Here is a 24,705-nt window from a genome sequence, read left to right on the forward strand (position 1 = left end):
CGGGGGCGGCGCGACGCCGCCTCTTCAGCCGATTCGCTCGAAGACGAGGTCGTAGTCCTTGCGCCAGGTCGATCCGCGGTCTTCGGAGGCTTCCCAGCGTCCGGCGATCCGGTCGGGTTCGACGTCGGCGACGAAGCGTTGGTACATGTCGGGGTCTTCGCGATTCAGGATCCAGTGTGTGCCGTCGAAGGTCATGGCGAAGACCCGGCAGACACCTCGTTCGTCGTGGTAGAGGGCCGTGTAGGCGTCGCGGCTGTCGCTGCGGCCGAGAACGAGGGTCAGCTCGCTCCCGGCTTGGCCGTCTTCGTCGCCCATGGTCCAGCGTAGAACCACGAAGGCGTCACCGAGCCACTCGACGGTCGCTGAACCCGGCACCTCCTGACCGGCCGGTTCCAGGAACCAGGCGTCGCTCAGCGTCGTCCGCCACGTCCCGGCCAGGATGGCCAGCTGTTCCATGGTCTTGTTGCGCATCGTTTCTCCTGACGTCGAGTCGCGGTGAGCACGTGCTCGACCAGTACATCAGGCTGCTCAGGCGATTACCTGGGATTCGCCGTGTTGGGCGCGTCAGACCTGGGTCGGACGACCGAGGCGATCCTCGCCAGTCCACTATGGATGGTCGCTGACGGCAAGACCGCTGTCATGCCACCTTGATGACCACCTTGCCCGCGGCGTGACCGTTTTCGACGGTGGCGAGGGCAGCGGGGGCGTCGGAGAGCGGGTGGACCGCGGTGATCACCGGAGCGAGGACACCGTCGAGGGCCAGCTGGGCGGCCCGCTCCAGGTTCGCGCGGTCGAGGCGCCTCTCGACGAATCGGCCACCGAGGTCCGGCACCGACATGTCCCCCACGGAGATGACGTCGCGGGACTCCCGGGCCAGTGGAGCGACCGTCCGCAGCGAGGTGCCCCCGGCCAGATCGACGATCCCGTCGAAACCGTCCGGAACCAGCTCGCGGGCCACCGCGACGACGTCCTCGGCGGTGTAGTCGATGAACCGCACACCGATGGCTTCGGCGTGCTCACGTTTGGCGGTGCTCCCGGTGCCGATCACCCGCAGTTCCCGCCCGATGGCCAGCCGCGCGACAGCGAGGCCGACGCCGCCCCCGACCCCGTTGACCAGGACCGTGGCACCCGCCGGGAGACCGAGCTGGTCGAGCACGTCCACCGCGGTCGTCCCGGCCACCGGCAGCGTCGCCGCCACGGTCGCGGACAGGCCCACCGGGATGCGCGCGGTGTTCGGCGCGGACAGCACCGTCGTCTCGGCGTAAGTACCGCCGCCGGTGAGGGCGAAGCCGAATACCGCGTCACCCACGTCGAGCCCGTCGACGTCGTCACCCAGGGCGAGCACCGTTCCGGCCGCCTCCATGCCCAGCACGCGGGGGAACGGACGCCCACCGTCGAGCCCGGGGACCAGACCCGAGCGCACCGCGTGATCGAGGGGGTTCACGCCGGCGACGTCGATCCGGATCAGGACCTCACCGCCGCCGGGGACGGGATCGGGACGATCGAAGAACTCCTGCACCTCGGGTCCGCCATGCTTGCCGAAACCCCATGCCTGTCCCATTTTCCGCCGCCTCCTGGATGACCGGCCCGGTGGTCCCGGGCGCTGACGTCATCCTCACCGTTGACATCGGTGTAAGGGGCAAGCGGCTGAGGTGCGGGTCACGGCCGCGCGGTGCGGGACAGTTTCTCCCTGTGCTTGCTGTTGGCTTCGATCAGCAGGTCGAGGGCGTTCCGGGTTTCGATCAGGTGCGCGATGTCGGCGTCGATCCGGTCGCGCTGGCGCAGCATGGCCGTGAACGTCTCCTCGGCGACGCCGAGGTCGTCGGGGATGTCCACGCACGGCAGCACGGTCGCGATCATCTGGCTGGACAAACCCGCGTCGAACAGTTGCCGGATGAGCGACACGCGCTGAACCTCGGCGTCGGAATAGTGCCGCTGCCCCGCGCCGGAACGTGAACTGGTCAGCAGGCCTTGCTCTTCGTAGTACCGCAGGGAGCGCGGACTCACGCCCGTGCGCTTGGACAGCTCGCCGATCCGCATCCCCGAAACCCTACGCCCGCCTGTTCCCGGCCCGGTGCCACTGACCGGCAAGCGGCAGTTTTGGCGCACGGGGGTCACAATCGCTCCGCATTCTGTGACACTTTGACGGGCTGTGTCCCGCAGCGACAGCGCGAGAAGGGAATCTGCTTTGTCCGGAATGCTCAACAGACGCAAGGCGCTCGCTCTCGGTGGTGGTGCCGCGCTCGGCGTCATGGCCGCCGGTACCGGCACGGCTTCCGCCGCGACGGGATGGATCCGCCTGCCGATCGTCACCGCCAACGTCGGCCGCGACAACCTCGGGGCGCGCGAGGCCGCGATCGACGCCGTCCGCAACTGTGACCCCCTGGTGCGGCCTCTGGTCGGCTGGCAGGAGATCAACGAGGGCGACACCGGGGAGCCCGCGATGATCGACCACTACTTCGGGCCCCTGTACAACAACGCGTTCCTCCGGCACAGCTCGTCGTTCCGGATCCCGATCTCGATCCCGCAGCCGTGGGAGGTGGCGAGCTCGAAGACCACGTATGTGCACGGCGGCATCACCGGGGTGACCCCGCCGCGCTGGATCAACGAGGTCGTGGTGCGTCACCAGAGCCACCCGACGCTCCAGTTCGCGCTGATCAACTCGCACTACATCGCGAACGCGTACAACGGCGACCAGCGCGCCGACCTGCGCGACGAGTGGAACGAGCACAAGAGGATCCACGCCAGTCGCGTGCTCGCGCACCACAACGTCGGGCGCCTGGTCTTCTGGACCGCGGATGTCAACAACCCGAACTACTACAAGGCCACCAACCTGGAAGCGGAGCGCCGGTGCTTCGGCACGGGGATCGACCGCATCAACTGGCTGGCGGGCAACGGCGTCGTCCAGGAGCAGTTCATCGACACCAAGACCGTGGACATGCGCGTGGACGGGCATGACGCCCGGGTCGCCGTCTTCCAGGTCCGCTTGGCCTGACGGCACGCACGGGCCGGGTGCCCCGCCCGGCCCGTGCCATGGCTGAGGTCTCGAAGGGGCAGCTCCCTCATCCCCGGCGAGCTCACAAAGTAGAGCTGGACCTACAGCACCCGGCCCGCCTCCGCCGCGATACCGGCCAGCTCAGTGGCGCGGCGACCCCGCTGGGCGCGCTCGTCGCGATGACACTGTGGGCGACCGCCGCCATCTGCACCGGACTGACCGCCATCGGCAACCGCGACGCCTGACCACGGGCGCCATCCCGCCGGTTCAGCTGATGAAACCCCCGGCCTTGAGCCAGTCGTGGGCGACCGCGGCGGGCTTCTGGCCGTCGACGCTGACCTTCTTGTTCAGATCCGTGAGCGTCGCGGTGTCCAGCTTCGCGGCGATCGGCGTGAAGACCTGCTCCAGCTGCGGGTATTTCTGGGCGAGCGGGGTGGCGATCGTGATCGCGGGGTTGTACGTCGGGAAGAAGTGCTTGTCGTCCTCGAGCACGGTGAGCTGCTGCGCGGCCACGCGTCCGTCGGTGGAGGCGACCGAGCCGAAGCCGCACGGCTCCCCCTTGCCGATGCTCGGGTAGACGACGGCGTCGTTGAGCAGGTGCACCTGCGGGTCGGGCAGGGTGAACCCGTAGGTCTTCGCCAGGCCGGGGAATCCGTCGTCCCGGCTCTTGAACTCCGGGCCCATACAGGTCGAGGCCGCGGCCGGATCGCGCTTCACCAGTGCCGCGTAGTCGGACAGCGTCTTGACGCCGGTCCGGGCCAGTGTCGCCGGGTTGCCGGCGAGGGCGTAGGTGTCGTTGGCCGGCGAGCGTGCCCACCAGGTGACGCCGTTGGCGATGTCGGCTTGTTTGACCGCGTCGTACTGCGCCTGCGGGTCGCTGATCGGCTTGGTCTGGTTGAGGTAGCTGATCCAGGCGGTACCGGTGTATTCCCAGTACAGGTCGACCGCGCCGCTGGTGAGCGCCTGGCGGACGTTGCTCGATCCGGTGATGTTGGTCTTGTCCTGCGGGCTCGCCCCGGCCGCCTGCAGTGCGACGATGGCGATCTGGCCGAGCAGCAGCTGCTCGTCGAATTCCTTGGAGCTGACCCGGATCTGGACACCGTTCAGCGCGTCGATCTTCTTGATGGATCCCGCGCCCACCTGTGCGCCGGTCTCGTCCTTGCCGATCGTGCAGCCTGCCGAGAGCGCCGCCGCCGTGACGAGCGCGAGCACCGCGGCGGTCGTGCGCTGGAGCATCCGCATGGGTTGGTCCTCCTTGAGGTCGGTCGAGCTACATGCCGCGCGGGTGCAGGATCTCCTCGGCGACCAGCCCCAGCCAGTCGACGAAGAGCGCCAGTACGGCGACGATGACGCCGAAGGTCAAGCTCAGCATCGGGCGGTACAGCCCGATTCCGGCGACGAGCCCGCCGCCGAGGCCACCGCCGTCGATGAACGTCGCCAGCGTCGCGCTCGCGACGGTGAGCACCAGCGCGGTCCGGATCCCGGCGAGGATCACCGGTACCGCGAGCGGCAGTTCGATCCGCCACAGAATGGCCGTCTTGCCCATTCCCATGCCTCGCGCGGCGTCGACGAGGGTCGGGTCGACACCGTCGAGCCCGACGATCGTGTTGCGCAGCACCGGCAAGGTGGCGTAGACGACGAGTGCCGTCACCGCCGTCGCGGTACCCGTGCCGATCCAGAGCGCGAGCAGCACGACGAGCCCGATCGACGGGATCGCCTGGCCGAGATTGCCCAGCCCCAGCCCGATCGGCCTGGCCCAGCGGGCGCCGGCGCGGGTGAGCAGGATGCCGAGCGGGAGGGCGATCGCGATGGTGCACGCCGTCGAGATCGCGGTGAGCCGCAGGTGCGCGCCCAGTTCGGTGAAAATCTCGCCGGCATTGAGAAAACGCTGTTCGATCGAGTCGAGCGGATGCGCACGCACGATCAGGAAGAGCGTCAGCAGGGTGAGGATCAACAGGACCGGGCGCACCAGAAGCCCGAGCCGTCGCCGGCGAGGCCGCGCGGGCTCGTTGGTGTCCGGGCCCGCGACAGGCGCCTCCTCGGCGGCCGGGATCGCGGGCGCCTCGTCGATGGGTCGCAGCGCCGCGACGAGGCTGGACACGTCGCACACCCCCAGCGGCTGCCCGGAGCTGTCCTCGGTGACCACGACCGAGGTGCTGCCGGTCCGCACCATCACGTCCAGCACGTCCCGCAGGGTGACGTCGGGCCGGACCGGAGGCAGGCCGTCCGGCCCGGCCGCCGGCCGAAGCTCCAGGTCACCCACCCGGATCAGCGCGAGCCGCTTCAGGTTCCGCTTCGGCCCGACGAAGCTCGCGACGTAATCGTCCGCCGGCGCGGCGAGGATCGCCTGGGGCGTGTCGTACTGCGCGATCACCGATCGCGGCCGCAGCACGGCGATCCGGTCGCCGACCTTCAGCGCCTCGTCGAAGTCGTGCGTGACGAACACGATCGTCTTGCGCACTTCCCGTTGCAGGCGAAGGAATTCGTCCTGCAGCCGGGCGCGTGTGATCGGGTCGGTGGAGCCGAACGGCTCGTCCATCAGCATGACCGGCGGGTCCGCGGCCATCGCCCGCGCCACCCCGACGCGCTGCTGCTGACCGCCGGAAAGCTCGCGCGGGTACCGGACGCCGTGCTCGCGGGTCAGGCCGACGACGTCGAGCAGCTCGCGCACACGGTCGGCGATGCGTCGCCGGGTCCAGCCGAGCAGCCGCGGCACCACGCCGATGTTGGCGTCCACGCGCAGATGCGGGAAGAGCCCGATCTGCTGGATGACGTAGCCGGTGTTGCGGCGGTGTTCGTCGAGGTCGAGCGCCGACACGTCGGTGCCGCCGATCGTGACGACGCCCGCGGTGGGCTCGACGAGCCGGTTGATCATCCGCATGGTCGTCGTCTTGCCGCACCCCGAAGGGCCGGCCAGCACGACGATCTCACCCGCGGGGATGCGCATCGTCAGGTTTTCGACCGCCGGCACCGCTCGTCCGGGGTAGTGCTTGCTGATGTCCCGCAACTCGATCGTCTCACCGCCCATTCCGGCGGCTCTCCCCTTCGCCGCCGGAGCCACCTCTCGGAGGGCGCGGGGACGTCGCCGTGTCGTCAGCTTGCCGACCACCACGAAGGCCAGGTCGAACAGCAGCGCCAGCACCATGATCCCGAGCGTTCCGGTGAGTACCTGGTTCAGGGAGTTGACCGAGCCGAACCGGCCGAGCCCGTCGAAGATCTGGTTGCCGAGGCCGGGGCCCTTGACATACGCCCCGATGGCCGCGATGCCGATCGTGATCTGCGTCGAGACCCGGATGCCGGAAAGGATCACCGGCCAGGCGAGCGGCAGCCGCACGCGGAACAGCAGCCGCAGGCGGCCGAGCCCCATCCCGCGCGCCGCGTCCACCACGGCCGGATCGACGCCGCGCAGCCCGACGATCGTGTTGCGCGTGATCGGCAGGAGCGCGTAGAGCACCAGAGCGAACAGGACATTCGTCAGCCCCAGCCCGAACGGGCCGATCAGGATGCCCAGCAGCGCGATCGACGGGACGGTCAGGAACGCCGCCGTCGTCGTGGTCGCCATCGCGCCGAGCCAGCGCCGCCGGTAGGTGAGCAGGCCGATCGTCATGCCGACCAGCACGGCGAGTCCCATCGCCGCCAGGGTGAGATCCACGTGCAGGATCGCGTCGTTCACGACGTCGATCCAGTTCTCCCGGAGGTACTCCGACAGGCTCAGGGCGGCACTCCTCGACGTCGCAGGAAGGAAATCGCCGACCACAGCCCAACATGGCGGCGGGGTTCCTGTCCAGCTCAAGGCCGGGAAGGAACGATCGCGTCACGTCCGCCACCCTGGCAGGGGTGACGAACGAGGGACAATCGATATTCGACGGCAGCAAGCACTAGGGTTTGCGGGCGACAACCCCGGCGATGCACTGCTCGACCTCGTTGAGCGGGGCGAGTTTCGGCCCGTCCGGCCACCAGAGATCGCACAGCTCCAGGCCTGGTTCCTTGCCAGGACCGGAGGGCATGATCTCGAGGCCCTCGACGAAGCTCGTAATCTCGCTTGCCGTGCGGAACCGGCCCGAGCCCATCGGGCTGTGCATGAACAGCTCTTCCATCTTCCTGGCGAGCTCGCTCAACCCGGGCTTCTCCGGATCGAAGAAGTGCGCGATGACGACGAACGAGCCACTGGGCAGCGCGTCGATGTACTCGCGCATCAGGTCCGCGCCATTGTCGGCGGTGTAGTGATGCAGGGTGCCCACCTGCAGTAAGGCCACCGGACGCGTGAAGTCGAGGTGCTCGCGAACCGCCGCGTCGGCCAGGAGCCGCTCGGGTTGGAAAATGTCCTCGGCGACGAAGTGCGTGTTCGGGTTGTTCTCGAGGATGGCCCGGCCATGGGCGAGCACCACGGGATCGTTGTCGACGTAAACCACCTGCGTGCCGGCATTGACCCGCTGGGCGATCTGGTGGGTGTTCTCCGCCGTCGGCAGTCCCGAACCGCAGTCGAGAAACTGGGTGATCTTCCCCTGCTGGGCGAGGAACCGCACGGCCCGGGTCAGGAAATTGCGGTTGGACCACGCCAGATCCCGGACTTCGGGTGCCTTGGTCGCGACCTGCCGCAGGACCTCACGGTCGATCTCGTAGTTGTCCTTGCCGCCCAGCGCTGCGTCGTACACGCGCGCGATGCTCGCCCGAGTCGGGTCCACCCCGACCGGAACGGAACTCGGCGCGGTGTACCCGGACTCGTACGACGGCATGTCCACCCTCACAACCGAACGCCGGCAAAGATCGACCCCACTACGTTAGCGATTAACCTACTGTACGCGACTACCGGGCGGCGGCCCAGGAGATCAGCTTGCCCATGTTGGCCACATAGGTACTGGTGCTGATCACCGGCGGCCGCTCTTTCGGCCGGTACGGCGGCTCCTCGGGCGGGTTGAGCGGATCGTAGGGCGACGTGTCGTACAGGTCCCCCACGTGCTTGCTCATATACGCCTTTCCGGCGTAAGGCGTGGCCGGCGAAGGGCCGCGATACGGGTTGGTGATCGCGTCCGCCGGGGTCAGCCAGTAGTCGTTGCCGCCCAGCCCGTCGGCCAGCGCCTTCGCTTCCGCGTCCGACACGACCGGCAGCTGTGACGGCGCGCCGAGGAAGAGGTCGGTGAGCTGAGGCTCGCGCGGGGTGAAGTAGCGAGGGAGCGGGACCCGGACGCCGCTGAGTGGTGAGCGGGCCTTCAGATCGGCGACCTGCGCCGGGGTGAGGGCGCGCAGTTGCTCGTAGGTGGCGCGCAGGGCGGCGGTGTCGATCACCCGGCCGCCGGAATAATGGCTCAGCGTCGCGCGGTGGTCGTTGTCGGTGTAGTAGGCGCCGTTGCGGACGTTCGAGCCGAAGCGGTGGACGAACCGCGCCCGGTTGGTCTCCAGATCCACGAAGGTGGGATGGGTTCGCCCGGCCAGCAACGGGTTCTCTGCGTGCTGCCGCGCGGTGAGCGGGCAGCTGTCCAGCCACGCGATGGCTTCGGGAACACGGTCGAGGAACCCTCGATCGCCGGTGAGCCGGAAGTAGTGGAACAGCTGCTGCACATTGGTCTGGGTGGTGTGCGTGGCCAGGGCGCGGGGTTCGTAGGATCGCGCACCCGCCGGAGCCCCCGCCGGCCTGCCGCCCGACGCCCTGGCGAGGTGCTGCAACGCCCAGCCCGCCTGCGGTCCTGGCTGCTGCAGACGGCGCAGGCAGTCCATCGCGCGCCGGATCGGCTCGGCCAGCCCCGGCTTGTCCAAAGTGGACATGCACATCAGCAGGAATTTGATGTTCTCGCCGAGGACGTCGTCGTTGAAGGTGACGTGGCCGGTGTAGTCACCGTCCTCCATGCCGTGGCGGATGTCGGTGGGTAACCACGGCGGCAGCACCTCGGGCCACGGTGTGTCCTTCACGGCCCCCGCGAACTGGGGGAAGCGCTGCGGCCAGCCGCCATCGGCGATCCCTCCGCGGATCTGCGCCTTCACCACGAAGCGCAGGGCGCGGTCGAGGGCCGCGCCGAATCGGTGATCGCCGCGTTCCAGGTAGAGGCGCAGCATGAACTGAGCCGCGGAGGACGTGCCCGCGTCGTCGAAGGTCGCGTTGCCGTAGTAGTGCTGGAACTCCTCCAGTCGCCAGCCGTTCGCGCCGACGGTGTCGTACCACCGGCGCAGCGACTTCGTACCCGCGAAATCGTGCACGTAGTTCCAGCCGCCGACCGGCAACTGGGCGGCCGCCAAGGCGAGACCGGTGCGCGAAGCGGCGCGGTAGAAGGATTCGTCGCCGGTGGCGTGGTACGCGTCGAGCAGGCTGTGCCCGATCGACGGCGTTCCCGGCGGCTGCACCCAGCACATGGTGCGGTTGGCCGCCATCTCACCCCAGGTCTGGGAGCGGTCGGGCAGGTAGCTCCAGACATAGGCACCGCGATAGGAGAGCTCTTCGTCGAAGAACGCCGCGGCCCGGCGCATGACCTCCGGGATTCCCGGCACGGCGGCCTGAACGGCCTGGTTTCCACCCGCGAGGACGGCCACCGGCACAGCGGTGGCGAGGAGTCCGAAGCTGCGGCGCGTGAGGTTCATGATCACATCTCGATTCACATATATGAACACCATCCACACTTGTAAACGCATCGTGATAGCTGGGAGCGCTCCCGTCAAGCCCGGGTCGTCCGCCTGGAGCAATATCGGCGAATCGCGGTGCGGCTGGCCTCACGATTCATCAGTGTGAATCGGGAATCGGCGATCGAGGGTTGACGCGACGCCGGTTCATTGGTCTCCTGTTCTCGACACTTCGCCATCGGATCCGAATAAATCCTTTTAGGACATTCCGTTTTCATCGACCGCAAGGAGGCGGCGTGATGAATTTGCGTCCTTCTCGATTCCTTTCGATTCTGACTTCGGCCGTGATCACTTCGACGGCCGTGGTGACCACCGGCGCCGATGCGGAACTCCCCGCACAGGAGGCACCGATCGGCTGGGCGAGCCAGAACGGCGGCACCCAAGGCGGCGGCGGCGCGACGCCGATCACGGTGACCTCGGCGTCCGCGCTGAGTTCGGCGATCAGCGGGACCACGGCGGCGGTGGTGCGGGTCTCCGGCACCATTTCCTGCTCCGGCATGCTCAAGGTCGGGTCCAACAAATCCATTCTGGGCAACGCGGGCGCGACGATCGACGGCTGCGGCCTGACCTTGAGCGGATCCAAGAACGTGGTGATCCGGAATCTGTCCTTCCGGGACTGGGACGACGACGCGATCAACATCGAAAAGGCGTCGACCAACGTGGTCGTCGACCACAACACGTTCACCAACGGATACGACGGTGCCGTCGACATCAAGCGCGCTTCGGACTACATCACGGTGTCCTGGAACCGCGTGCACGGGCACGGCAAATCGATGCTGCTCGGGCACAGCGACGACAACGGGAGCCAGGACACCGGCAAGTTGCGGGTGACCTATCACCACAATTACTTCGACGGCTCGGGGACACGGCATCCGCGGGTGCGATTCGCCAATCCGGTGCACGTGTTCAACAACTACTACCGGGACAACGAATACGGTGTCGCGTCCACCTGCAACGCCGGCGTCCTGGTCGAGAACAACCATTTCGACAACGTCGACGAGCCGACGTTGGTCGGCTACGCGGGTTCGCCGGCAGGCACCCTGGTGCAGCGCGGGAACCTCTTCACCGGATCCGGTTCACCGGAGGCGAGCGGCACGGTGGCCAAGATTCCGTACGCCTACAGCCTCGAGCCCGCGAGTGCGGTGAAAGGCAGCGTGACCGCCGGAGCGGGAGCGGGCAAGATCCTGCCCTGACCGGCCGGGCCTGACGCGAAAGCCACTTTCGCAACCTTGAGTGTTGCGAAAGTGGCTTTCGCGTCATCCGTCTGGGGATGCCCATGGCCCTGGAGCCGGTACAACCGCGGGCCCGGGATCTCACGCTTCACGATCCTGCAGGGAGGCCCGCATTCGAGACAGGGCACGCAAAACGTCGTCGCGGTTCCTCGCCGATTTGATCCAGGCGGGAAGGCGGCTGGCCAGACTGCCGTTGTGGTTCGGAACCTGCTCGCGGATTCCGGCCGCGACATACCGTTCCAAGTAATCGAGGTGTGCTTCGTGGTAAGCCCAGAGAGTCTCCCCTTTGCACGGGGCCTGTAGCCACAACTCAAGACCGCGATACCGGGGCACCACCGGAACAGAAGGAGAGCACACCGCCGACACCGGAAGAGCGGTCACGGCCCGGCAGTGGCGGCAAAGCACGCTGAGCGCGCGCGGCCGGGCACGCCGCCATCGCCGCAGCCGTTGCGCCATCGGCCGCCCACAGTTCCCACAGCGGCCGTTGGCGAAGAGCTCCAGGCGGTCGCCTGCGGCGCCACCGCGTCCGTCCACAGAGGCGTACCCGCACCCCGTGCAACTCACCCTGGTGTCGGTGGCCACCGCCCGGCCGGCACATCGCGGGCAGCGCACCAGCACCTTGCCCGGACGCAGGTAGAACATCGGCTCATCGCGATCAGCAAACCGGTCGGACATTCCGTCACTCTGACATACCCCGGCGTCCAGGGCGTGTCCGCGGAACGGATTCGCCCGTCCTCATGCGCAGGATCAAGGCGACCGCGTCCCGCGAGTGGCCTTGCGGAGTCAGGACCTCCTGGAGGAGCAGGCCACGAATCGCGGCGATGGTGACGGTGGCCGTGGTCAACGCTTCGTCGGCGTCGAGCCCTTCGCGTTCCGCGAGTGAGGCCAGCATCTTGGTCAGGTCGTCGAGCGAGTCGACGAACTCACGGAAGTCCCCCGGGCTGTAGGCGGCCAGCCCGACGACGTGAAAGAAGCCGCGGACTCGCGACAGTTGCTCCGGACGGGTGTAGGCCCGCCAGATCGCCACGACGAAGTCGTCGAAGGTGCCCTGCCGGGCGGCCTCGAAGAGCGCCTCGTTGTCGCGAGATCGCTGCTCCTTGAGCATCGCCGCCAAGACGCCCGGGAGCGACCCGAAGTGGTAGCGCAGGAGGGCGTGGCTGGTCCCTGCCCGGGCGGCGATCTCGCGGAGCGACACCTCCGGCGAGGGAAGCGCCTCGCCGAAGGCGTCGAGAAGCCGAGCCAGGAGGCGCTCGCGTGCGTCGCCCTTGCGTTCCGCGCTTGACAAGATCACTCCCGCAGTTTATCCATTGGAAAAGAAGAGCCGACAGTACCGTGCCGCGCGTCACACGTGTTCAGGCAGTCGGCGTCAGCGTTGAATGTGAAGGGCCTTCGATGAGCACCATGTGGCAGGGCTGCCTTGCCGACACCGACTATTTCGAGCTGCGTTCGAGCGGAGGGCACGACTACGGCGTCTGGGTCACCACTCCCCCGGGCTACGACCCCGCCACGACGCGAGCGCCTGCCGTGTACGTGCTCGACGGCAACTGGGCCGTGGGCCAGACGGCTCCGCTCATCGTCACCCAGGCGGACCCCATGCAGCGGATCCAGCCCTACATCCAGGTCAGCGTCGGCTACGCGGGTGAAGACGCACAGCACTGGGATCGGCTGCGCAACAGGGACCTCGTGCCACCCGGCGAGCCCATCGCCAAGGAGCTCGTCGACGCCGTGGAGTTGGGGGTTCGAATGGGCGCGAGGACCCGAGAGGAATCCGACGCCTACCTCGCCGAACTACGCGACACCCACGCCGACGCGTTCTTGAACTTCCTCACCACGGAACTGCACCCGCGGATCGAACGCGACTACGGCACCGCCACGAGCGGTCACGGCCTTTTCGGCTACTCCTACGGCGGCCTGTTCAGCCTCTACACCTGGCTCACCGGTTGCACTCTCTTCGAGAGCATCGGTGCGGGCAGTCCCGGCGTCGCCAGTGAAGACAGTCAGGTCTTCGCCCGGCTCCAAGAGCTGGGTGAGCAGGCAGCCAGACTCCACGTGACCCTCAACGAGCAAGAGTTGCTCGGAGACCTGGCCATCTACCAGAGCCTCACGAAGAACACGGCGACTCTCCTGCACCGCCTCACCGCACGCGGCGAAGCCGTCACCAGCGCGGTCCTGCGCGAAACGCACGTGACCGGCCTGCAGGCTTCGTTCCTCAGCTACCTCAGGACCTGCCGGGCACCGAATGGATGACCTTGCCCGCTCTACGATCACCTTCGGGAGGACCGCCTGCTGACCGGCGGACAGCCATGGACCTCACGATTCATCACCTCCGGTGCTTCCTGGCCGTGGCGGAGGAGCGTCATTTCGGCCGCGCCGCCGCCCGGCTGCACCTGAGTTCGTCCGCGGTGAGCGAGCAGATCGCCGCGCTCGAACGACGGCTGGCCCGCACGTTGTTCCAGCGCACCTCCCGCAGCGTCGAACCGACCGAACACGGCCGGGAGCTGGAGCCGCGGGCACGGGAGGCCATCGCGGCCATGGACGAGGTCCTGGCCTGGGCACGGAAGACGGCCGACGAGCCGGGCGTCCGGGTCGGCCTGATGGTCTCCAGCCCGAGGTTCCGCCGGATCATGGCGGCGGTCGCGGACGAACTGCCGCAGGTCCGGTGGCAGATCAGGCAGCTCGGTTTCCTCGGCTGTCACGACGCGCTCGCCGGCGGCGAGGTGGACTGTGCGTTCGTCGCCGAACTCGGCCGGAATCCGTCGCCCGCGTTCGAATCGTTGCCATTGTGGGAAGAACGGTGCGTGCTGGTGGTACCCGACCGGCATCCGCTCGCCGCGCGGGACTCGGTACGGCTGGCCGATCTGGACGGCGAGACCTTCGTGTCCGTCGAGGACGAGACGGCCGCGCGGCACTGGTCTTCGCCGCTCACCGAGGCCGGCATCACGCCCACATTGCTGCCGATCGCCAGGAACTTCGAAGAGGTGCTCGAATTGTGCGGCGCCGGGCAAGGCGTCAACGTGGCCGGGGAATCCGCGCCCGAAACCTACGCGCGGCCTGGCTTGACGTTCGTGCCCATCGAGGACTCCCCGCCGGCCACGACGTACCTGTACCTGCGCCGGGAACGCCGCTCCGGCGCGCTGGATCGGTTCGTCCGGATCGCCGTCGAACTCGGTGACGCGCCAGGCTGATCATCCGGATCCGCCGAACGATCGTGCGGATGATCGCGCTGGTATGTCGTGGCGCGGCCGACGAAGCTTGCGGACATGGCATCTCGCTCCGCGCCCCCGTCCGAAACGATCCGCGTAGAAGCCGACGTCGTCTTCGCCCGGCGGGACACCGGGGACCTCCTGCTCGACCTGTACCGCCCGGTCACCGGCGGCACGGTCCCGGTGGTGCTGTGGCTGCACGGCGGCGGCTGGTTCGCCGGTGACCGGACGCTGGCACCCGACCTCGCAAGGCATGCCGTGGCCACCGGCTGCGCGATGGCGAGTATCGAATACCGGCTCTCGTCGCAGGCGTTGTTCCCCGCCCAGTTGCACGACGTGCGCGCCGCCGTCCGGTTTCTGAACGCGCACGCCGGGCACTATGGTCTGCGCCCCGGGGCCGTCGGGCTCTGGGGCGCGTCGGCCGGTGGTCATCTGGCCGCGCTCGCCGGGCTCACCGGACACCTCGCCGAGGTACCGGGTGAGCGAGAAAGCGGTGCCGTACCGGTAAAAGCGGTGGCGGTGTCCTATCCCCCGGTCGATCTCGCCGAGGTCGTCGCCGACGCGGAGACGGCCCGCCCTGGGCTCGACGCGAAGTCCACTCCGGAGGCACGGCTGCTCGGTGGGCATCCCGCGCGGCTGCCGGAGCAGGCACGGCTGGCGAGCCCGCTCACCTGGATCAGCCCCGGCGCACCGCCGTTCCAAATCTCCCACGGCACCGCCGACGTGCTGGTGTCCCACCGGCAGAGCGAACGCCTGCACGCCGCGCTCGTGGCCGCCGGTGTGCCGAGCGAGCTGCACCTCCTCGACGGCTACCGGCACGGTTTCCTCAATCCTCCCGGCCGTCTCGACGTCGCACTCGGCCGGGTGATGGACGACGGCAGGCTGGCGGCGGAGGGCGAACAGGCCGCGTTCGGCTTCTCCGACATCCACGACTTCTTCCGAAAGCACCTCATGACAGGAGAAAACCGGTGACCACTCCCGATCCGGAGACCATGCACGGAGTCGTGCCCGTGGTCGGCGCCCTACCCGGCGAACCGGTCCCCTACTACCTGGCGAGCGGCGAGGGCCTGCGGTTCGAGACCGGCGGTCTGTTGTGGACGGTCATCGCCCGGACTCGCGACACCGGCGGCCTGTTCGACGCGGCGTTCGTGCTCGGCCCGCGGGGGGCGGAAATCCCGTTCCACAGCTTCACCGAGCACCAGCGTTCGTTCTACGTCTTCGAGGGCAGCGCTCAGTTCTGGCTGCCGGGCGAGAGCCGGGTGCTGGTTCCCGGTGACTCCGTGCACGTCCCGCCGGGAACCCCGGTGGCCTGCCGCATGCTGAGCCATTTGACGAAGGTGCTGCAGTACTCCGCCCCCGGCGGCGCTCTGGACGGGCTCTCCGAGGCGGCGAAGGTCGAGCGGCACCTCTACGCCGCGGGCGCCACGGTCACCGGCGAAGCGCCGTCGAAGGCGACGCGGCACGACCTTCCCCTCGTGGCCCCGAGCACCGAATGGGACGACACCCTGCCCGGGGGAACCGAGGGCTATTTCCTGCGCTCCCGCACCGGGGAACGGCGGGGATGGCCGGACGCGGTCAACTCTTTCCTGGCCCGCGGCCGCAACACCGGCGGCCGCTATTTCGCGGTCAACACCCTCGCCGCGCCGCAGCCGTACGTCATCCGGCATTTCCACCGGCGGCACACCGAGAACTTCCTCTGTCTCTCCGGCCGGATCTGGCTGTGGGTCAACGGCGAGGAGATCCTGCTGACGCCCGGCGACTTCCTGCACGCGCCGGCCGGGGCCGTGCACAGCTTCGCCGTCACGGCGCACAACACCCAGCTGCTCGGGCTGCTCACCTCCGACATCTTCGAGCCGTTCTTCGACGTGACCGGGGTGCCGACCGACGATCACGTGCACACCGAAGGACTCATCGACCCGTCGGTGGTCGTCGGCGGCATCCGGGCGAACCCGGACCTGGACGTCGTAGTGGTGGGCGGGCCCCCGGACCGGATCCGTGCCACCGGGCTGTAATCGCCGGCGGCGCTGCCCGGCCACCACGCATCGGTGACCGGGCAGCTCCCCCTCAGCCGGGCAGCCGTCCGCCGGTGACGGCCGCCCGGACCCGGTCGGCGTCCCGGCCCGGCAGGGTCCGGTCCGCCGTGATCGGGGTGATCGACACCTCGCCGCGGCGGATGGCCTCGGTGTCCGAATCGCGTTTGGTCTCGGGCAGGCAGTACCGGTCCGCCGGGCAGAGACCGAGACCGAGGGTGAAGGTGTCGGCGTCCACCGGGGTGAAGGTGGCGACGCCGAGCGGGCCGGTGCCCATGCTGGTCCAGGACACCCGGCTCGCCTTGCCTCGCGCCGCGTCGGGGTAGTTCACGTTCAGCGCGAACCGCGGGGACAGCAGGTCGCGTTGCCGCAGCCGGGTCAGGAGGCGGGCACCGAACTCGGCCGCGGCCTCGTAGGTCTTCCGGCCGACCACCAGCCCGTCCCCGACCATCCCGCTGAACGCCACCGCCGGGACCTCGCTGTCGAGCGCGGCGATCGCGGCGCCCACGGTGCCCGAGTCGTTGACCGCCGAGCTGACGTTCGGCCCCGAGTTGATCCCGGTCACCACGACGTCGGGCGCTTCGCGCCAGCCCACCAGATGACCGAGCCCACCGCGCAGCGCGAACTTCACCGTGTCGGCCGGGGTGGCCGAAGGCGAGGCCGGCGTGCACGGCGAAGCTCCCCGGCACAGGCCGAACACCGCGCCCGCGCCGGGCGCTCCCCCACAGTCCTGCTGGTATCCGGCGGGCATCGCGGTGCGCCGCTGCGCGGAGACGGTGCCACCGGTGGTCACCGCTCCGCTCGCGCCGCTCATGTACGCCCACGGCGCGACCACGACCACGTCGGCCCCCGCGGCGCAGAGACGTTTCCGCAAGTCGTACAGGCCGATGCCGTCGGCGCCGTCCGGCCGCGCGGCCTGCATCGAATCGTCGTTGCCGAGCAGGACGCGCATCCCGGCCAGCGGCGCCGCGGGCGCGCCCACCGCACCCGAGGCGCCGGTGAGCACCACGGTGGCGGTGGCCGCCAGCAGGGCACCGGCCTTGAGAGCCGAACGTGTTTTCATGGAAGGTTTCCTTTCCGGGGAGATCCATCGAGAGGTAAGGACAAGCAGGACGTCCAGACCGTGGGAGACCCCGGCGACAGGACCGGCTGCCGAAGTCCCTGCCAGCAGGTAGCGATGGGCCCCTTCCTTACCCTCAAGGCAGGGAAGGAGGCCTTCACGGACCGGGGGTCATGGCACGCACCAGCCGGATGTCGGCGGCCGACCGTCCGATGTGGAGCTCGAACTCGCCGGGTTCGACCGTCCACGCGCCGTCCCAGTGCGCGAAAACCCGCTGGGGAAGGGCGATGTCCACCGTGGCGCGCGCCCCGGCGGCGCACTCCACGGTCGCGAAACCGGCGAGCCAGCGGTGCGGCCGGTCCACCGCGCTGTCCGGGCGGGAGGCGTACACCTGGACGACCTCGCGGCCGTCGCGGATGCCGGAGTTGCGCACGGTCACCATGACCCGCACGTCACCGTCCACAGTGTCCGGTTCGACGACACGGGCGTCCTCATAGGACCAGTCGGTATAACCGAGTCCGTGCCCGAACCAGTAGGCCGGTTCGGCGTCGCCCCGCTGCCAGGCTCGGTAGCCGATGAAGACACCCTCGTCGTAGCTGAGCTTCCCGTCCCGAGGGCGCACCTGGGTGACCGGCGCGTCGTCCAGCCGGACAGGCCAGGTGGTGGGCAGCCTGCCACCGGGTTCGGCGTCGCCGAGCAGCACGTCGGCGAGCGCGGAACCGCCCTCCTGCCCGGGGAACCAGCTCAGCATCACCGCTGCGACCTCGTCGCGCCACGGCATCTCCACCGGGGAGCCCGCGTTGACCACGACGATCGTGCGCGGGTTGACCGCGGCCACCCGGTGCACCAGTTCGTCCTGGCGGCCCGGCAGACGCAGGTCGGCGCGGTCGAATCCCTCGCTCTCCACGCGCTCGGTGGTCGCCACGACCACGATCGCGGCGTCGGACACCGACGCGGCGGCCACCGCCTCTTCGATCAGCTCGTCGGCGTCGAGCTGCGGCTCGCGGTGCACCAGCGCGCAGCTGATGCTCGCGACCGGCGCCCCCGACAGATCAGGAACGGTGTAGACCAGGCCGACTTCGACGGTCTTTCCCGCGACGAGCTCCGCCTTGGCTCGCTCGGCCGGGGCGGCGAAGAACGCCTCGAAGGGGTCGAGGCCGTCGGCGACCGCGACACCGTCGAAGAGCACCGTGCCGTCGACGGACAGGGTGAACGCGCCGAGACCCTTGGTACCGAACGAATGCAGCCCGGACTCGCGCGGGGTGAACCTGCCGGTGATCTCGACCGAACGCAGGCGGTCGAGCGTGACCCCCTCGGGCAGGTCGGTACCGAACCACTGCACCATGCCGTGGGGCAGCGTGTCCTCGCCCAGCACCGTTCCCTCGGCGTCCCGGCACACCGCGCGCAGCTCGAAACCGTTGCCCGCGACGCTGAGCTCGTCGGTCGGGTCGGCGCCGATACGGTAGGTCAAGGCCCCCTCCGGCAGCGCTGCCCGCAGACCTTCCAGCGGGGACACCACGTGCTCCGGGAACACCTGGGCCGAGCCGCCGCCCAGCACCCGGGCGTCCCGCGCGGCCGCGCCGATCAGGGCGACGGTGCCGTGGCGGGCGGCGTCCAGCGGGAGCACCTCGTCCCGATTGCGCAGGAGCACGAACGCCCGTCCGGCGAGTTCCCTCGCCATCGCCACGCCGTCGAGCGGGGCGGGCAGCTCGTCCGCCGCCACCGCCGGAGCGACCCGGTCCCAGGCGCCGGTCCGCGCGGCAAGGCGCAGCACCCGGCGGACCGCATTGTCCACTGTGGACTCTTCCACCTCACCGGCGCGAACGGCCGCGGCCAACGCTTCGCCGTATACCGTGCGCGGGCCGGGCATCGCGACGTCGAGCCCGCCGCCGATGGCGCCCGTGGTGGACCGGGTGGCGAACCAGTCCGAGACGATGGCGCCGTCGAAGCCCCACTCCCCCCGCAGGACCCCGTTCTGCAGTTCGTCGTGCTCGGTCATCGTCGGGCCGTTCACCGAGTTGTAGGCCGCCATCACACCCCACGGCTTCGCACCGGCGACGATCATCTCGAACGGCGTCAGGTACAGCTCGCGGAGTGTGCGCTCGTCGACGAGGTTGTCGACGGTGAACCGGTCGGTCTCGGCGTCGTTGGCGACGAAATGCTTGACGGTGGTTCCGACGCCGCCTTCCTGCACGCCGCGCACGTACCCGGTCCCGATCGCGCCGGTGAGGAACGGGTCTTCGGAATAGCACTCGAAATGCCTGCCGCCCAAGGGCGAACGGTGCAGATTGACCGTCGGCGCCAGCAGCACGTGCACGCCCTTGCGGCGTGCTTCCTGCGCCAGCAGATGGCCTGCCCGGCGGATGAGTCCGGGATCCCAGGTGGCCGCCATCGCGGTGGGACTCGGTAGGGCGATCGAAGGATCGGCCGCGGTCCATCGCACCCCGCGGACCCCGATCGGGCCGTCGGACATCACCAGCGACCGCAGGCCGATCTCCGGCAGCGCGGGCAGGGACCACATGCCCTGGCCCGCCACCAGCCTCGCCTTGACGTCGAGGCCGAGCGTGGGCAAGGCGGCGTCGATCGCCGCCTCGATCTCGGCCCCGTGATCGGCGTGGTGACTGTTCACTGCGACTCCCTCTGTAGTGACCCGGCGGCCGGTCCGACAGGACGTCCGTGCCGGCCATCGTCACCCACTGACTTGACGGTCGGTAGGTTTCGTTTCCGTTTCGTTATCTACAGGCCACCGGTTACCCTTGTCCCGTGCGCGCGACAGACGAGGCCGGGCACGCCGACGCGGCCCGCCCAGGGCGGCGACGCGCGGACCGGCGCAACGAAATCCTCCGGGCGGCCATGGCCGTCATCGCCGAACGCGGCTACCGCGGCGCCTCCCTGGCCGCCGTCGCCGACCGCGTCGGCATCACCCAGCAGGGCCTCCTGCACTACTTCCCCACCAAGGAGGACCTGCTCGTCGCCCTGCTCGAGGCGCGCGACGAATGGGACACCGCCGGCGCCACCGAGCAGGCGACGGGCCCATGGCCACTGGACCTGCTGGCCACCCTCGTCGAATACAACGCGAGCAGGCCAGGCGTGGTCCAGACGTTCTCCGCCCTGCTCGGCGAGAGCGTCACGGGCGACCACCCGGCACGCGAGTTCTTCACCCGCCGCTACGCCACGATCCGCGCCTCGCTGACCGAGACCCTGCGCCGGGAATTCGGTGACCGCCTGCCGGGGAACCTCACCCCGGAAGCGGTGGCGCCCCTGGTGATCGCGGTGATGGACGGCATGCAGTTCCAGTGGCTCCTGGACGCCGACGAGGCGGACATGACCGCCTCGTTCAACGCGCTGATCCAGTTGCTGCGCCAGACCACCTGAGCCGGCCTGACGCTTTCCGACCCCGCAAGAGGTCACACTCGCGACACTAGTAGATCACGAACGTATATACAGACCGACTAAGCGGTCGGTCGCCGTGATGTGATGCGCCGCATTCGCCGTGGCAGTGGTGCCCGGCATTCGCGTTCAGGAGGCGGCCATGGCCCCCACACTGCCTGACCCAGCACCGCACACCGCGACCGTCGCGCCGGACGATGTCCCCGGTCCCCGCCCTGGTCCAGGGCGCGGGCGCGTGCTCATCGGGTCGCTCTTGATCGGCAACTTCTCCCTCTTCCTCGCCTATTCGGGCCTCCTGGGCATCCTGCTGCCGAACCAGGTCGCCGAGGTCGACCCCGCGGGAAAGGTCGGCAGCCTCGGCCTGGTGGTCAGCGTGTCGGCGTTCGCCACACTGTTCGTGCAGCCCATCGTCGGCGCGCTGTCCGACCGCACGCGCAGCCGGTTCGGCCGCCGCACCCCGTGGATGATGCTCGGCGCGCTGTTCGGCGCGGTGTTCCTGGTGACGCTTCCCGTGGCCGGCTCGGTCGCGCTGCTGGCCGTGCTGTGGCTCCTCGTGCAGGTCTCGCTCAATATCGTCCAGGGCCCGATGACGGCGATCCTGGCCGACCGGCTGCCGGCCGGGCAGCGTGGCACGGCGTCCGCCTTCGTCGGTGTCGGCAGCATGGTCGGCGCCACCGCGGGTGTGCTGCTGGCCGCCCGGTTCGCCACCGACCTCGGGATCGGCTACAGCGTCTTCGCCGCCGTCGTGCTCGTGGTCATCTTGGTGTTCGTGCTCATAAACCGCGACACCTCCAGCGAAGGACGGCCACGTGCCGCCTGGTCGTGGCCGGCGTTCCTGAAGGGCTTCTGGGTCAGCCCGCGCCGCCACCCCGACTTCGCCTGGGCCTTCGTCGCCCGGATGCTGTTCGTGCTCGGCTATTGGGCCGTCTACAACTTCCAGCTCTACATCCTGGTCGACCACGTGGGTATCCCGCTGGAGCGCGCGAACGCCGTCACCGGGCAACTGTCCTTGGTGATGCTCGTCGGCACGGTGCTCTCCAGCTTCGTCACCGGCCCGTGGTCGGACCGCGTCGGCCGCCGCAAGCCGTTCGTGATCGCCGCTTCGGTGATCATCGCCGTCGGACTGGCGTTTCCTCTCTTCAGCCCGACCATCGGGGGCATGCTGGCGTTCGCGGCGATCTCCGGCTTCGGGTTCGGCACCTACATGACCCTCGACGTCGCGCTGATGACCCAGGTGCTGCCGAGCGACGACGACGCGGCCAAGGACCTCGGACTGCTCAACGTCGCCACCAACTTCCCCCAGGCGGTGGCGCCGACCTTCTCCGCCTTCCTCATCACCCTCGCCGGGTACCACGTCCTGTTCGCCGTCGCCGGATTGCTCGTGCTCATCGGCGCCGCCGCGTTCCTGCCCATCCGATCCGTCCGCTGACCCCGAGGAGCGACCGTTGTACTCCCTTCCCTCCCATGCCCGCACACTCACCGTGCCCACCACGGCGGGCAGGCTGTCCGCCGTCCGGGCCACGCCCGACGGCGGCGCGGCCAACGGCGTCGCCGTGCTCGTCCCCGGCTTCACCGGGTCCAAAGAGGACTTCGTCCCGATGCTGCGCGGGCTGACCGATTCCGGTTACGACGTCCTGACCTACAGCCAGCAGGGACAATGGCTGTCCGAAGGCCCGGACGACGCCGACGACTACACCGTGGAGGCCTTCGCCACCGGCCTGCTGGAGGTACTCGACGCCGCCGTGCCGGACGAGCGGGTCCACCTGGTGGGGCACAGCTTCGGCGGCCTGGTCACACGCGCGGCGGTGATCCGGGAGCCGGACCGCTTCCGCAGTTACACCATCCTGTGCTCGGGCCCCGGCGGCTCCACCGTCACCGGTCCGGCCGGACCGACACTGCAAGACGCCATCGCCGCCGAAGGTTCCGCCGGCGCCTGGCGATTCCTCGAACCGTTCTTCGCCGCCGGGGCTCCTGAACCGGTCGTGACGTATCTGCGGACCCGGGTCCACGAGACCAACCCGGCCAATCTGCTCGGCATCGCCCGCGCCATCGCCGGCGAACCGGACCGGGTGGCGGAACTGCGGGCGACCGGGGTCCCGATCATGGTGGCCCACGGAGAAAACGACGCGGCGTGGCCGCCGGAGGCGCAACGCGAGATGGCGGCCCGTCTCGGCGCCCGATACGAGGTCATCGCCGGTTCCGGCCACACGCCGAACGAGGAAAAGCCGGGCGTCACGGCGCGCCTCTTCGCGGAATTCTGGGCTCAAGCGGGCTAGAACGGCCTGGTTCGCGCCCGGCCGGCCATGGCGGACTACCCTGCGCTCGTAACCCCGTCGGGCGCGCGAGCGCAGGACCGCCAGGAGCAGTGCTTCATGTCCCTCCCCGCCGAAAGGCCGACCACGCGCGGGGAAGCGGCCGGCGCGGCGTCGCGGGCGGCCGTCGTACGAGTGGCCACCGAACTGTTCTCCGCCACCGGGTACCGCGGCACCTCGATCGCCACCGTCGCCCGCACCGCCGGGCTTTCGCAGTCCGGGCTGCTGCACCATTTTCCGAGCAAGACCGCCCTCTTGACGGCGGTGCTCGAAGCACGCGACGCGGAGGACACCCGCTTCCTCCGGCAAGACGGCGACCGGATGCCCTTGAGCTGGGCCGCGTTCGCGGCGCTCGAGGCGCTGGTCGCCCGCAACACCACGCGACCGGAACTGGTGGGGTTGTTCGTCCGCGTGACCGCCGAGGCCACCGATCCGCGGCACCCCGCGCACGAGTGGACGCGATCGCACTACACCACGGTGACCCGGTGGCTGACCGAAGCGATCCACAGTGGACAGAACGCCGAGGAGATCCGGGCCGACGCCCCGGTGGCCACGCTGGTACGCACGACGATCGCCGTACTGGACGGCCTGCAGCAGCAGTGGATGCTCGACCCCGGCACGGTCTCGATGACCGTGGAGTTCGGCGCCTTCGTCGACGCCGTGAAACACCGGTGGGCGACCCGGCGGTAGCGTGTGCGCCAGACGAGCTGAAGGGAAGATCGGCGCGTGACTCGACGGCTGGCAGCGAGAGATCGTCCCGGAGTCAAAGGCGTACTCGGTCCTGTCTGTCTCGTGCTCGCCTTGCTCGCCTGGGTGCTCCCCTACGGAGAGGTGGCCTCGGTGCTGGCCTTGGCCGCCGGAGCGACGTCGGCGTTCACCGACCGGCAATATCGGCTGGACGGCCTTGTCGTCGCGGGCGTCTGTATCGCCGCACTCCAATTGTTCTTCGCACTGCTTCTGTTCACGATGGATCTGGCCGGCCACTGAGCTCACGCGTCCGGGGCCCGATGACGGCGAGAAGCTGGAGCTTCTCGTGGCTTTCGCTGCCGGGGACCGCGGTGTTGACGAGGAGCAGGTGGGACTGGTCGGGATCGATCAGGGTCTGACAGGTCAGTTCCAGTGCGCCGACCTCGGGGTGCACGAACCGTTTGACGCCGTTGTAGTGGACGCCGATCTCGTGGTCGTTCCACGCGGTGCGGAATTCCTCGCTGCGGTCGAGCAGGAGATCCAAGAGGTGCGCCGCCCGTGAACCGGGTCCGCGGAGGGTGACCATCTTGCGGAGCCCCGCGGTGAAGACGCGCGTGTGCAACGGATGGTCGTCGGGGTGGTAGAGCGACCGGGTGGCCTCGTCGGTGAACCACCGGTAGCCGATGCTGCGGGACGGGCCGGTGTACCGGGTGGTGTCGCCGGTGAGGGCGACACCGAGCGGGGTCTGCCGGAGCGTCTCGCCGAGCTCGGTGACGATCTCGGCGGGCGTGTCGGTGAGCCGGTCGAAGATGCGGAGCAGGCCTGGGCTGATGTGTTCGCTGGTCGCGCCCCGCGCGGGCGGGTTGTGCCCGGCGAGCCGGAAAAGGTGGTCTCGTTCGTCGAGCGACAGATGGAGGCCCTGCGCGATCGAAGCGATCATCTGCTCGGACGGGTGAGGTCCGCGTTCCCGCTCCAGCCTGCTGTAGTAGTCGGTGGAAATATGACAGAGCGTGGCGACCTCTTCGCGGCGCAGGCCGGCGGTTCTGCGCCGTTGCCCGCGCGGGAGCCCGACGTCTTCGGGCTGGAGCGACTCGCGGCGACGGCGCAGGAACCCGGCGAGCCCGGCTCGATCGATCACGGCTGCTTCCTCTCTGGTCCCGGTGCCGGTTCAGTCTGCCTCCGCCGCC

At 69.3% G+C, this 24,705-nt stretch carries 24 protein-coding genes and 2 pseudogenes; 12 read left to right on the forward strand and 14 right to left on the reverse strand.

Features of this window, described 5'->3' with window-relative positions; all coding sequences use genetic code 11:
- Positions 1 to 24: 24 nt before the first annotated feature.
- The 3 genes from ACZ1DY_RS25145 to ACZ1DY_RS25155 form a co-directional block, all read right to left on the reverse strand.
- A complete protein-coding gene (locus tag ACZ1DY_RS25145) occupies positions 25 to 471 on the reverse strand; it encodes a hypothetical protein (RefSeq protein ID WP_126734665.1) in 447 nt (148 codons plus the stop codon).
- Positions 472 to 637: 166 nt separating this feature from the next.
- Positions 638 to 1,561, reverse strand: coding sequence for an NADP-dependent oxidoreductase (locus tag ACZ1DY_RS25150; protein ID WP_465481054.1), 924 nt, complete (start codon positions 1,559 to 1,561; stop codon positions 638 to 640).
- A gap of 98 nt (positions 1,562 to 1,659) precedes the next feature.
- Entirely contained in the window at positions 1,660 to 2,040 is a 381-nt protein-coding gene (locus ACZ1DY_RS25155) for a MerR family transcriptional regulator (RefSeq protein WP_465481055.1), read from the reverse strand.
- A 157-nt stretch (positions 2,041 to 2,197) separates the two neighbouring features.
- Between ACZ1DY_RS25155 and ACZ1DY_RS25160 the strand changes: the two genes are divergently transcribed.
- Together ACZ1DY_RS25160 and ACZ1DY_RS25165 are read left to right on the forward strand one after the other, a co-directional pair.
- Positions 2,198 to 2,995: a hypothetical protein gene (locus ACZ1DY_RS25160; RefSeq protein WP_257486148.1), complete on the forward strand. Its 798-nt coding sequence runs from the start codon at positions 2,198 to 2,200 to the stop codon at positions 2,993 to 2,995.
- 38 nt (positions 2,996 to 3,033) lie between these two features.
- The gene (locus ACZ1DY_RS25165; protein WP_257486147.1) at positions 3,034 to 3,240 is read left to right on the forward strand and encodes a hypothetical protein; all 207 of its coding nucleotides are present in this window, start codon (positions 3,034 to 3,036) and stop codon (positions 3,238 to 3,240) included.
- Positions 3,241 to 3,262: 22 nt separating this feature from the next.
- On the opposite strand, the gene ACZ1DY_RS25170 is transcribed toward ACZ1DY_RS25165, so the two are convergent.
- The 6 genes and pseudogenes from ACZ1DY_RS25170 to ACZ1DY_RS25195 form a co-directional block, all read right to left on the reverse strand.
- Complete coding sequence (locus tag ACZ1DY_RS25170) at positions 3,263 to 4,237, reverse strand: glycine betaine ABC transporter substrate-binding protein (protein WP_126734667.1); 975 nt, start codon at positions 4,235 to 4,237, stop codon at positions 3,263 to 3,265.
- 28 nt (positions 4,238 to 4,265) lie between these two features.
- Complete coding sequence (locus ACZ1DY_RS25175) at positions 4,266 to 5,168, reverse strand: ABC transporter permease (protein WP_465485707.1); 903 nt, start codon at positions 5,166 to 5,168, stop codon at positions 4,266 to 4,268.
- Positions 5,169 to 5,237: 69 nt separating this feature from the next.
- Positions 5,238 to 6,023 (reverse strand): annotated as a pseudogene (locus tag ACZ1DY_RS25180) (ABC transporter ATP-binding protein); the annotation flags it as partial.
- Between the two features lie 84 nt (positions 6,024 to 6,107).
- Positions 6,108 to 6,626: pseudogene (locus ACZ1DY_RS25185) on the reverse strand (ABC transporter permease); the annotation flags it as partial.
- Positions 6,627 to 6,873: 247 nt separating this feature from the next.
- Complete coding sequence (locus ACZ1DY_RS25190; protein ID WP_257486146.1) at positions 6,874 to 7,731, reverse strand: SAM-dependent methyltransferase; 858 nt, start codon at positions 7,729 to 7,731, stop codon at positions 6,874 to 6,876.
- A gap of 70 nt (positions 7,732 to 7,801) precedes the next feature.
- Positions 7,802 to 9,565, reverse strand: coding sequence for a pectate lyase (locus ACZ1DY_RS25195; RefSeq protein ID WP_465481056.1), 1,764 nt, complete (start codon positions 9,563 to 9,565; stop codon positions 7,802 to 7,804).
- Positions 9,566 to 9,888: 323 nt separating this feature from the next.
- Here ACZ1DY_RS25195 and ACZ1DY_RS25200 point away from each other — a divergent pair, with 323 nt between their 5' ends.
- Positions 9,889 to 10,797 carry a pectate lyase family protein gene (locus ACZ1DY_RS25200; RefSeq protein WP_465481057.1) on the forward strand — a complete coding sequence of 303 codons (909 nt, stop codon included), beginning with the start codon at positions 9,889 to 9,891 and terminating at the stop codon, positions 10,795 to 10,797.
- A 120-nt stretch (positions 10,798 to 10,917) separates the two neighbouring features.
- On the opposite strand, the gene ACZ1DY_RS25205 is transcribed toward ACZ1DY_RS25200, so the two are convergent.
- Positions 10,918 to 11,511, reverse strand: a complete 594-nt coding sequence (locus ACZ1DY_RS25205; protein WP_465481058.1) for a hypothetical protein — start codon at positions 11,509 to 11,511, stop codon at positions 10,918 to 10,920.
- Positions 11,512 to 11,515: 4 nt separating this feature from the next.
- On the reverse strand, positions 11,516 to 12,127 hold the full coding sequence (locus ACZ1DY_RS25210; RefSeq protein WP_465481059.1) for a TetR/AcrR family transcriptional regulator: 612 nt from the start codon (positions 12,125 to 12,127) through the stop codon (positions 11,516 to 11,518).
- Between the two features lie 101 nt (positions 12,128 to 12,228).
- On the opposite strand from ACZ1DY_RS25210, the gene ACZ1DY_RS25215 reads away from it, so the two are divergent.
- The 4 genes from ACZ1DY_RS25215 (at position 12,229) to ACZ1DY_RS25230 (ending at position 16,051) form a co-directional block, all read left to right on the forward strand.
- Positions 12,229 to 13,083: an alpha/beta hydrolase gene (locus tag ACZ1DY_RS25215; protein ID WP_465481060.1), complete on the forward strand. Its 855-nt coding sequence runs from the start codon at positions 12,229 to 12,231 to the stop codon at positions 13,081 to 13,083.
- Positions 13,084 to 13,139: 56 nt separating this feature from the next.
- Positions 13,140 to 14,021, forward strand: a complete 882-nt coding sequence (locus ACZ1DY_RS25220) for a LysR family transcriptional regulator (RefSeq protein ID WP_465481061.1) — start codon at positions 13,140 to 13,142, stop codon at positions 14,019 to 14,021.
- A 75-nt stretch (positions 14,022 to 14,096) separates the two neighbouring features.
- Positions 14,097 to 15,011, forward strand: a complete 915-nt coding sequence (locus tag ACZ1DY_RS25225) for an alpha/beta hydrolase fold domain-containing protein (protein WP_465481062.1) — start codon at positions 14,097 to 14,099, stop codon at positions 15,009 to 15,011.
- The gene (locus tag ACZ1DY_RS25230; RefSeq protein ID WP_257486138.1) at positions 15,008 to 16,051 is read left to right on the forward strand and encodes a quercetin 2,3-dioxygenase; all 1,044 of its coding nucleotides are present in this window, start codon (positions 15,008 to 15,010) and stop codon (positions 16,049 to 16,051) included. Before ACZ1DY_RS25225 ends, ACZ1DY_RS25230 begins: the two co-directional genes overlap by 4 nt.
- A gap of 52 nt (positions 16,052 to 16,103) precedes the next feature.
- Here ACZ1DY_RS25230 and ACZ1DY_RS25235 read toward each other — a convergent pair whose 3' ends face one another.
- Together ACZ1DY_RS25235 and ACZ1DY_RS25240 are read right to left on the reverse strand one after the other, a co-directional pair.
- The gene (locus tag ACZ1DY_RS25235) at positions 16,104 to 17,132 is read right to left on the reverse strand and encodes a 5'/3'-nucleotidase SurE (protein WP_465481063.1); all 1,029 of its coding nucleotides are present in this window, start codon (positions 17,130 to 17,132) and stop codon (positions 16,104 to 16,106) included.
- 154 nt (positions 17,133 to 17,286) lie between these two features.
- Entirely contained in the window at positions 17,287 to 19,758 is a 2,472-nt protein-coding gene (locus ACZ1DY_RS25240) for a beta-glucosidase H (RefSeq protein ID WP_465481064.1), read from the reverse strand.
- Between the two features lie 134 nt (positions 19,759 to 19,892).
- Between ACZ1DY_RS25240 and ACZ1DY_RS25245 the strand changes: the two genes are divergently transcribed.
- The 5 genes from ACZ1DY_RS25245 to ACZ1DY_RS25265 all read left to right on the forward strand — a co-directional run bounded on the left by ACZ1DY_RS25245 (position 19,893) and on the right by ACZ1DY_RS25265 (position 23,818).
- Positions 19,893 to 20,504 carry a TetR/AcrR family transcriptional regulator gene (locus ACZ1DY_RS25245; RefSeq protein ID WP_465481065.1) on the forward strand — a complete coding sequence of 204 codons (612 nt, stop codon included), beginning with the start codon at positions 19,893 to 19,895 and terminating at the stop codon, positions 20,502 to 20,504.
- A 157-nt stretch (positions 20,505 to 20,661) separates the two neighbouring features.
- Positions 20,662 to 21,948 (forward strand): MFS transporter, encoded by a 1,287-nt coding sequence (locus tag ACZ1DY_RS25250; protein WP_257486134.1) that lies wholly within the window; start codon positions 20,662 to 20,664, stop codon positions 21,946 to 21,948.
- A 16-nt stretch (positions 21,949 to 21,964) separates the two neighbouring features.
- A complete protein-coding gene (locus tag ACZ1DY_RS25255) occupies positions 21,965 to 22,795 on the forward strand; it encodes an alpha/beta fold hydrolase (RefSeq protein WP_465481066.1) in 831 nt (276 codons plus the stop codon).
- Between the two features lie 96 nt (positions 22,796 to 22,891).
- Positions 22,892 to 23,521, forward strand: a complete 630-nt coding sequence (locus ACZ1DY_RS25260) for a TetR/AcrR family transcriptional regulator (RefSeq protein WP_465481067.1) — start codon at positions 22,892 to 22,894, stop codon at positions 23,519 to 23,521.
- Positions 23,522 to 23,623: 102 nt separating this feature from the next.
- On the forward strand, positions 23,624 to 23,818 hold the full coding sequence (locus tag ACZ1DY_RS25265) for a hypothetical protein (protein WP_192741939.1): 195 nt from the start codon (positions 23,624 to 23,626) through the stop codon (positions 23,816 to 23,818).
- Here the strand turns inward: ACZ1DY_RS25265 and ACZ1DY_RS25270 are convergent.
- On the reverse strand, positions 23,793 to 24,656 hold the full coding sequence (locus tag ACZ1DY_RS25270) for a helix-turn-helix transcriptional regulator (protein WP_465481068.1): 864 nt from the start codon (positions 24,654 to 24,656) through the stop codon (positions 23,793 to 23,795). The genes ACZ1DY_RS25265 and ACZ1DY_RS25270 overlap by 26 nt on opposite strands.
- Between the last annotated feature and the right edge of the window lie 49 nt (positions 24,657 to 24,705).

The sequence above is a fragment of the Amycolatopsis sp. PSD-21 genome (genome assembly GCF_055561455.1).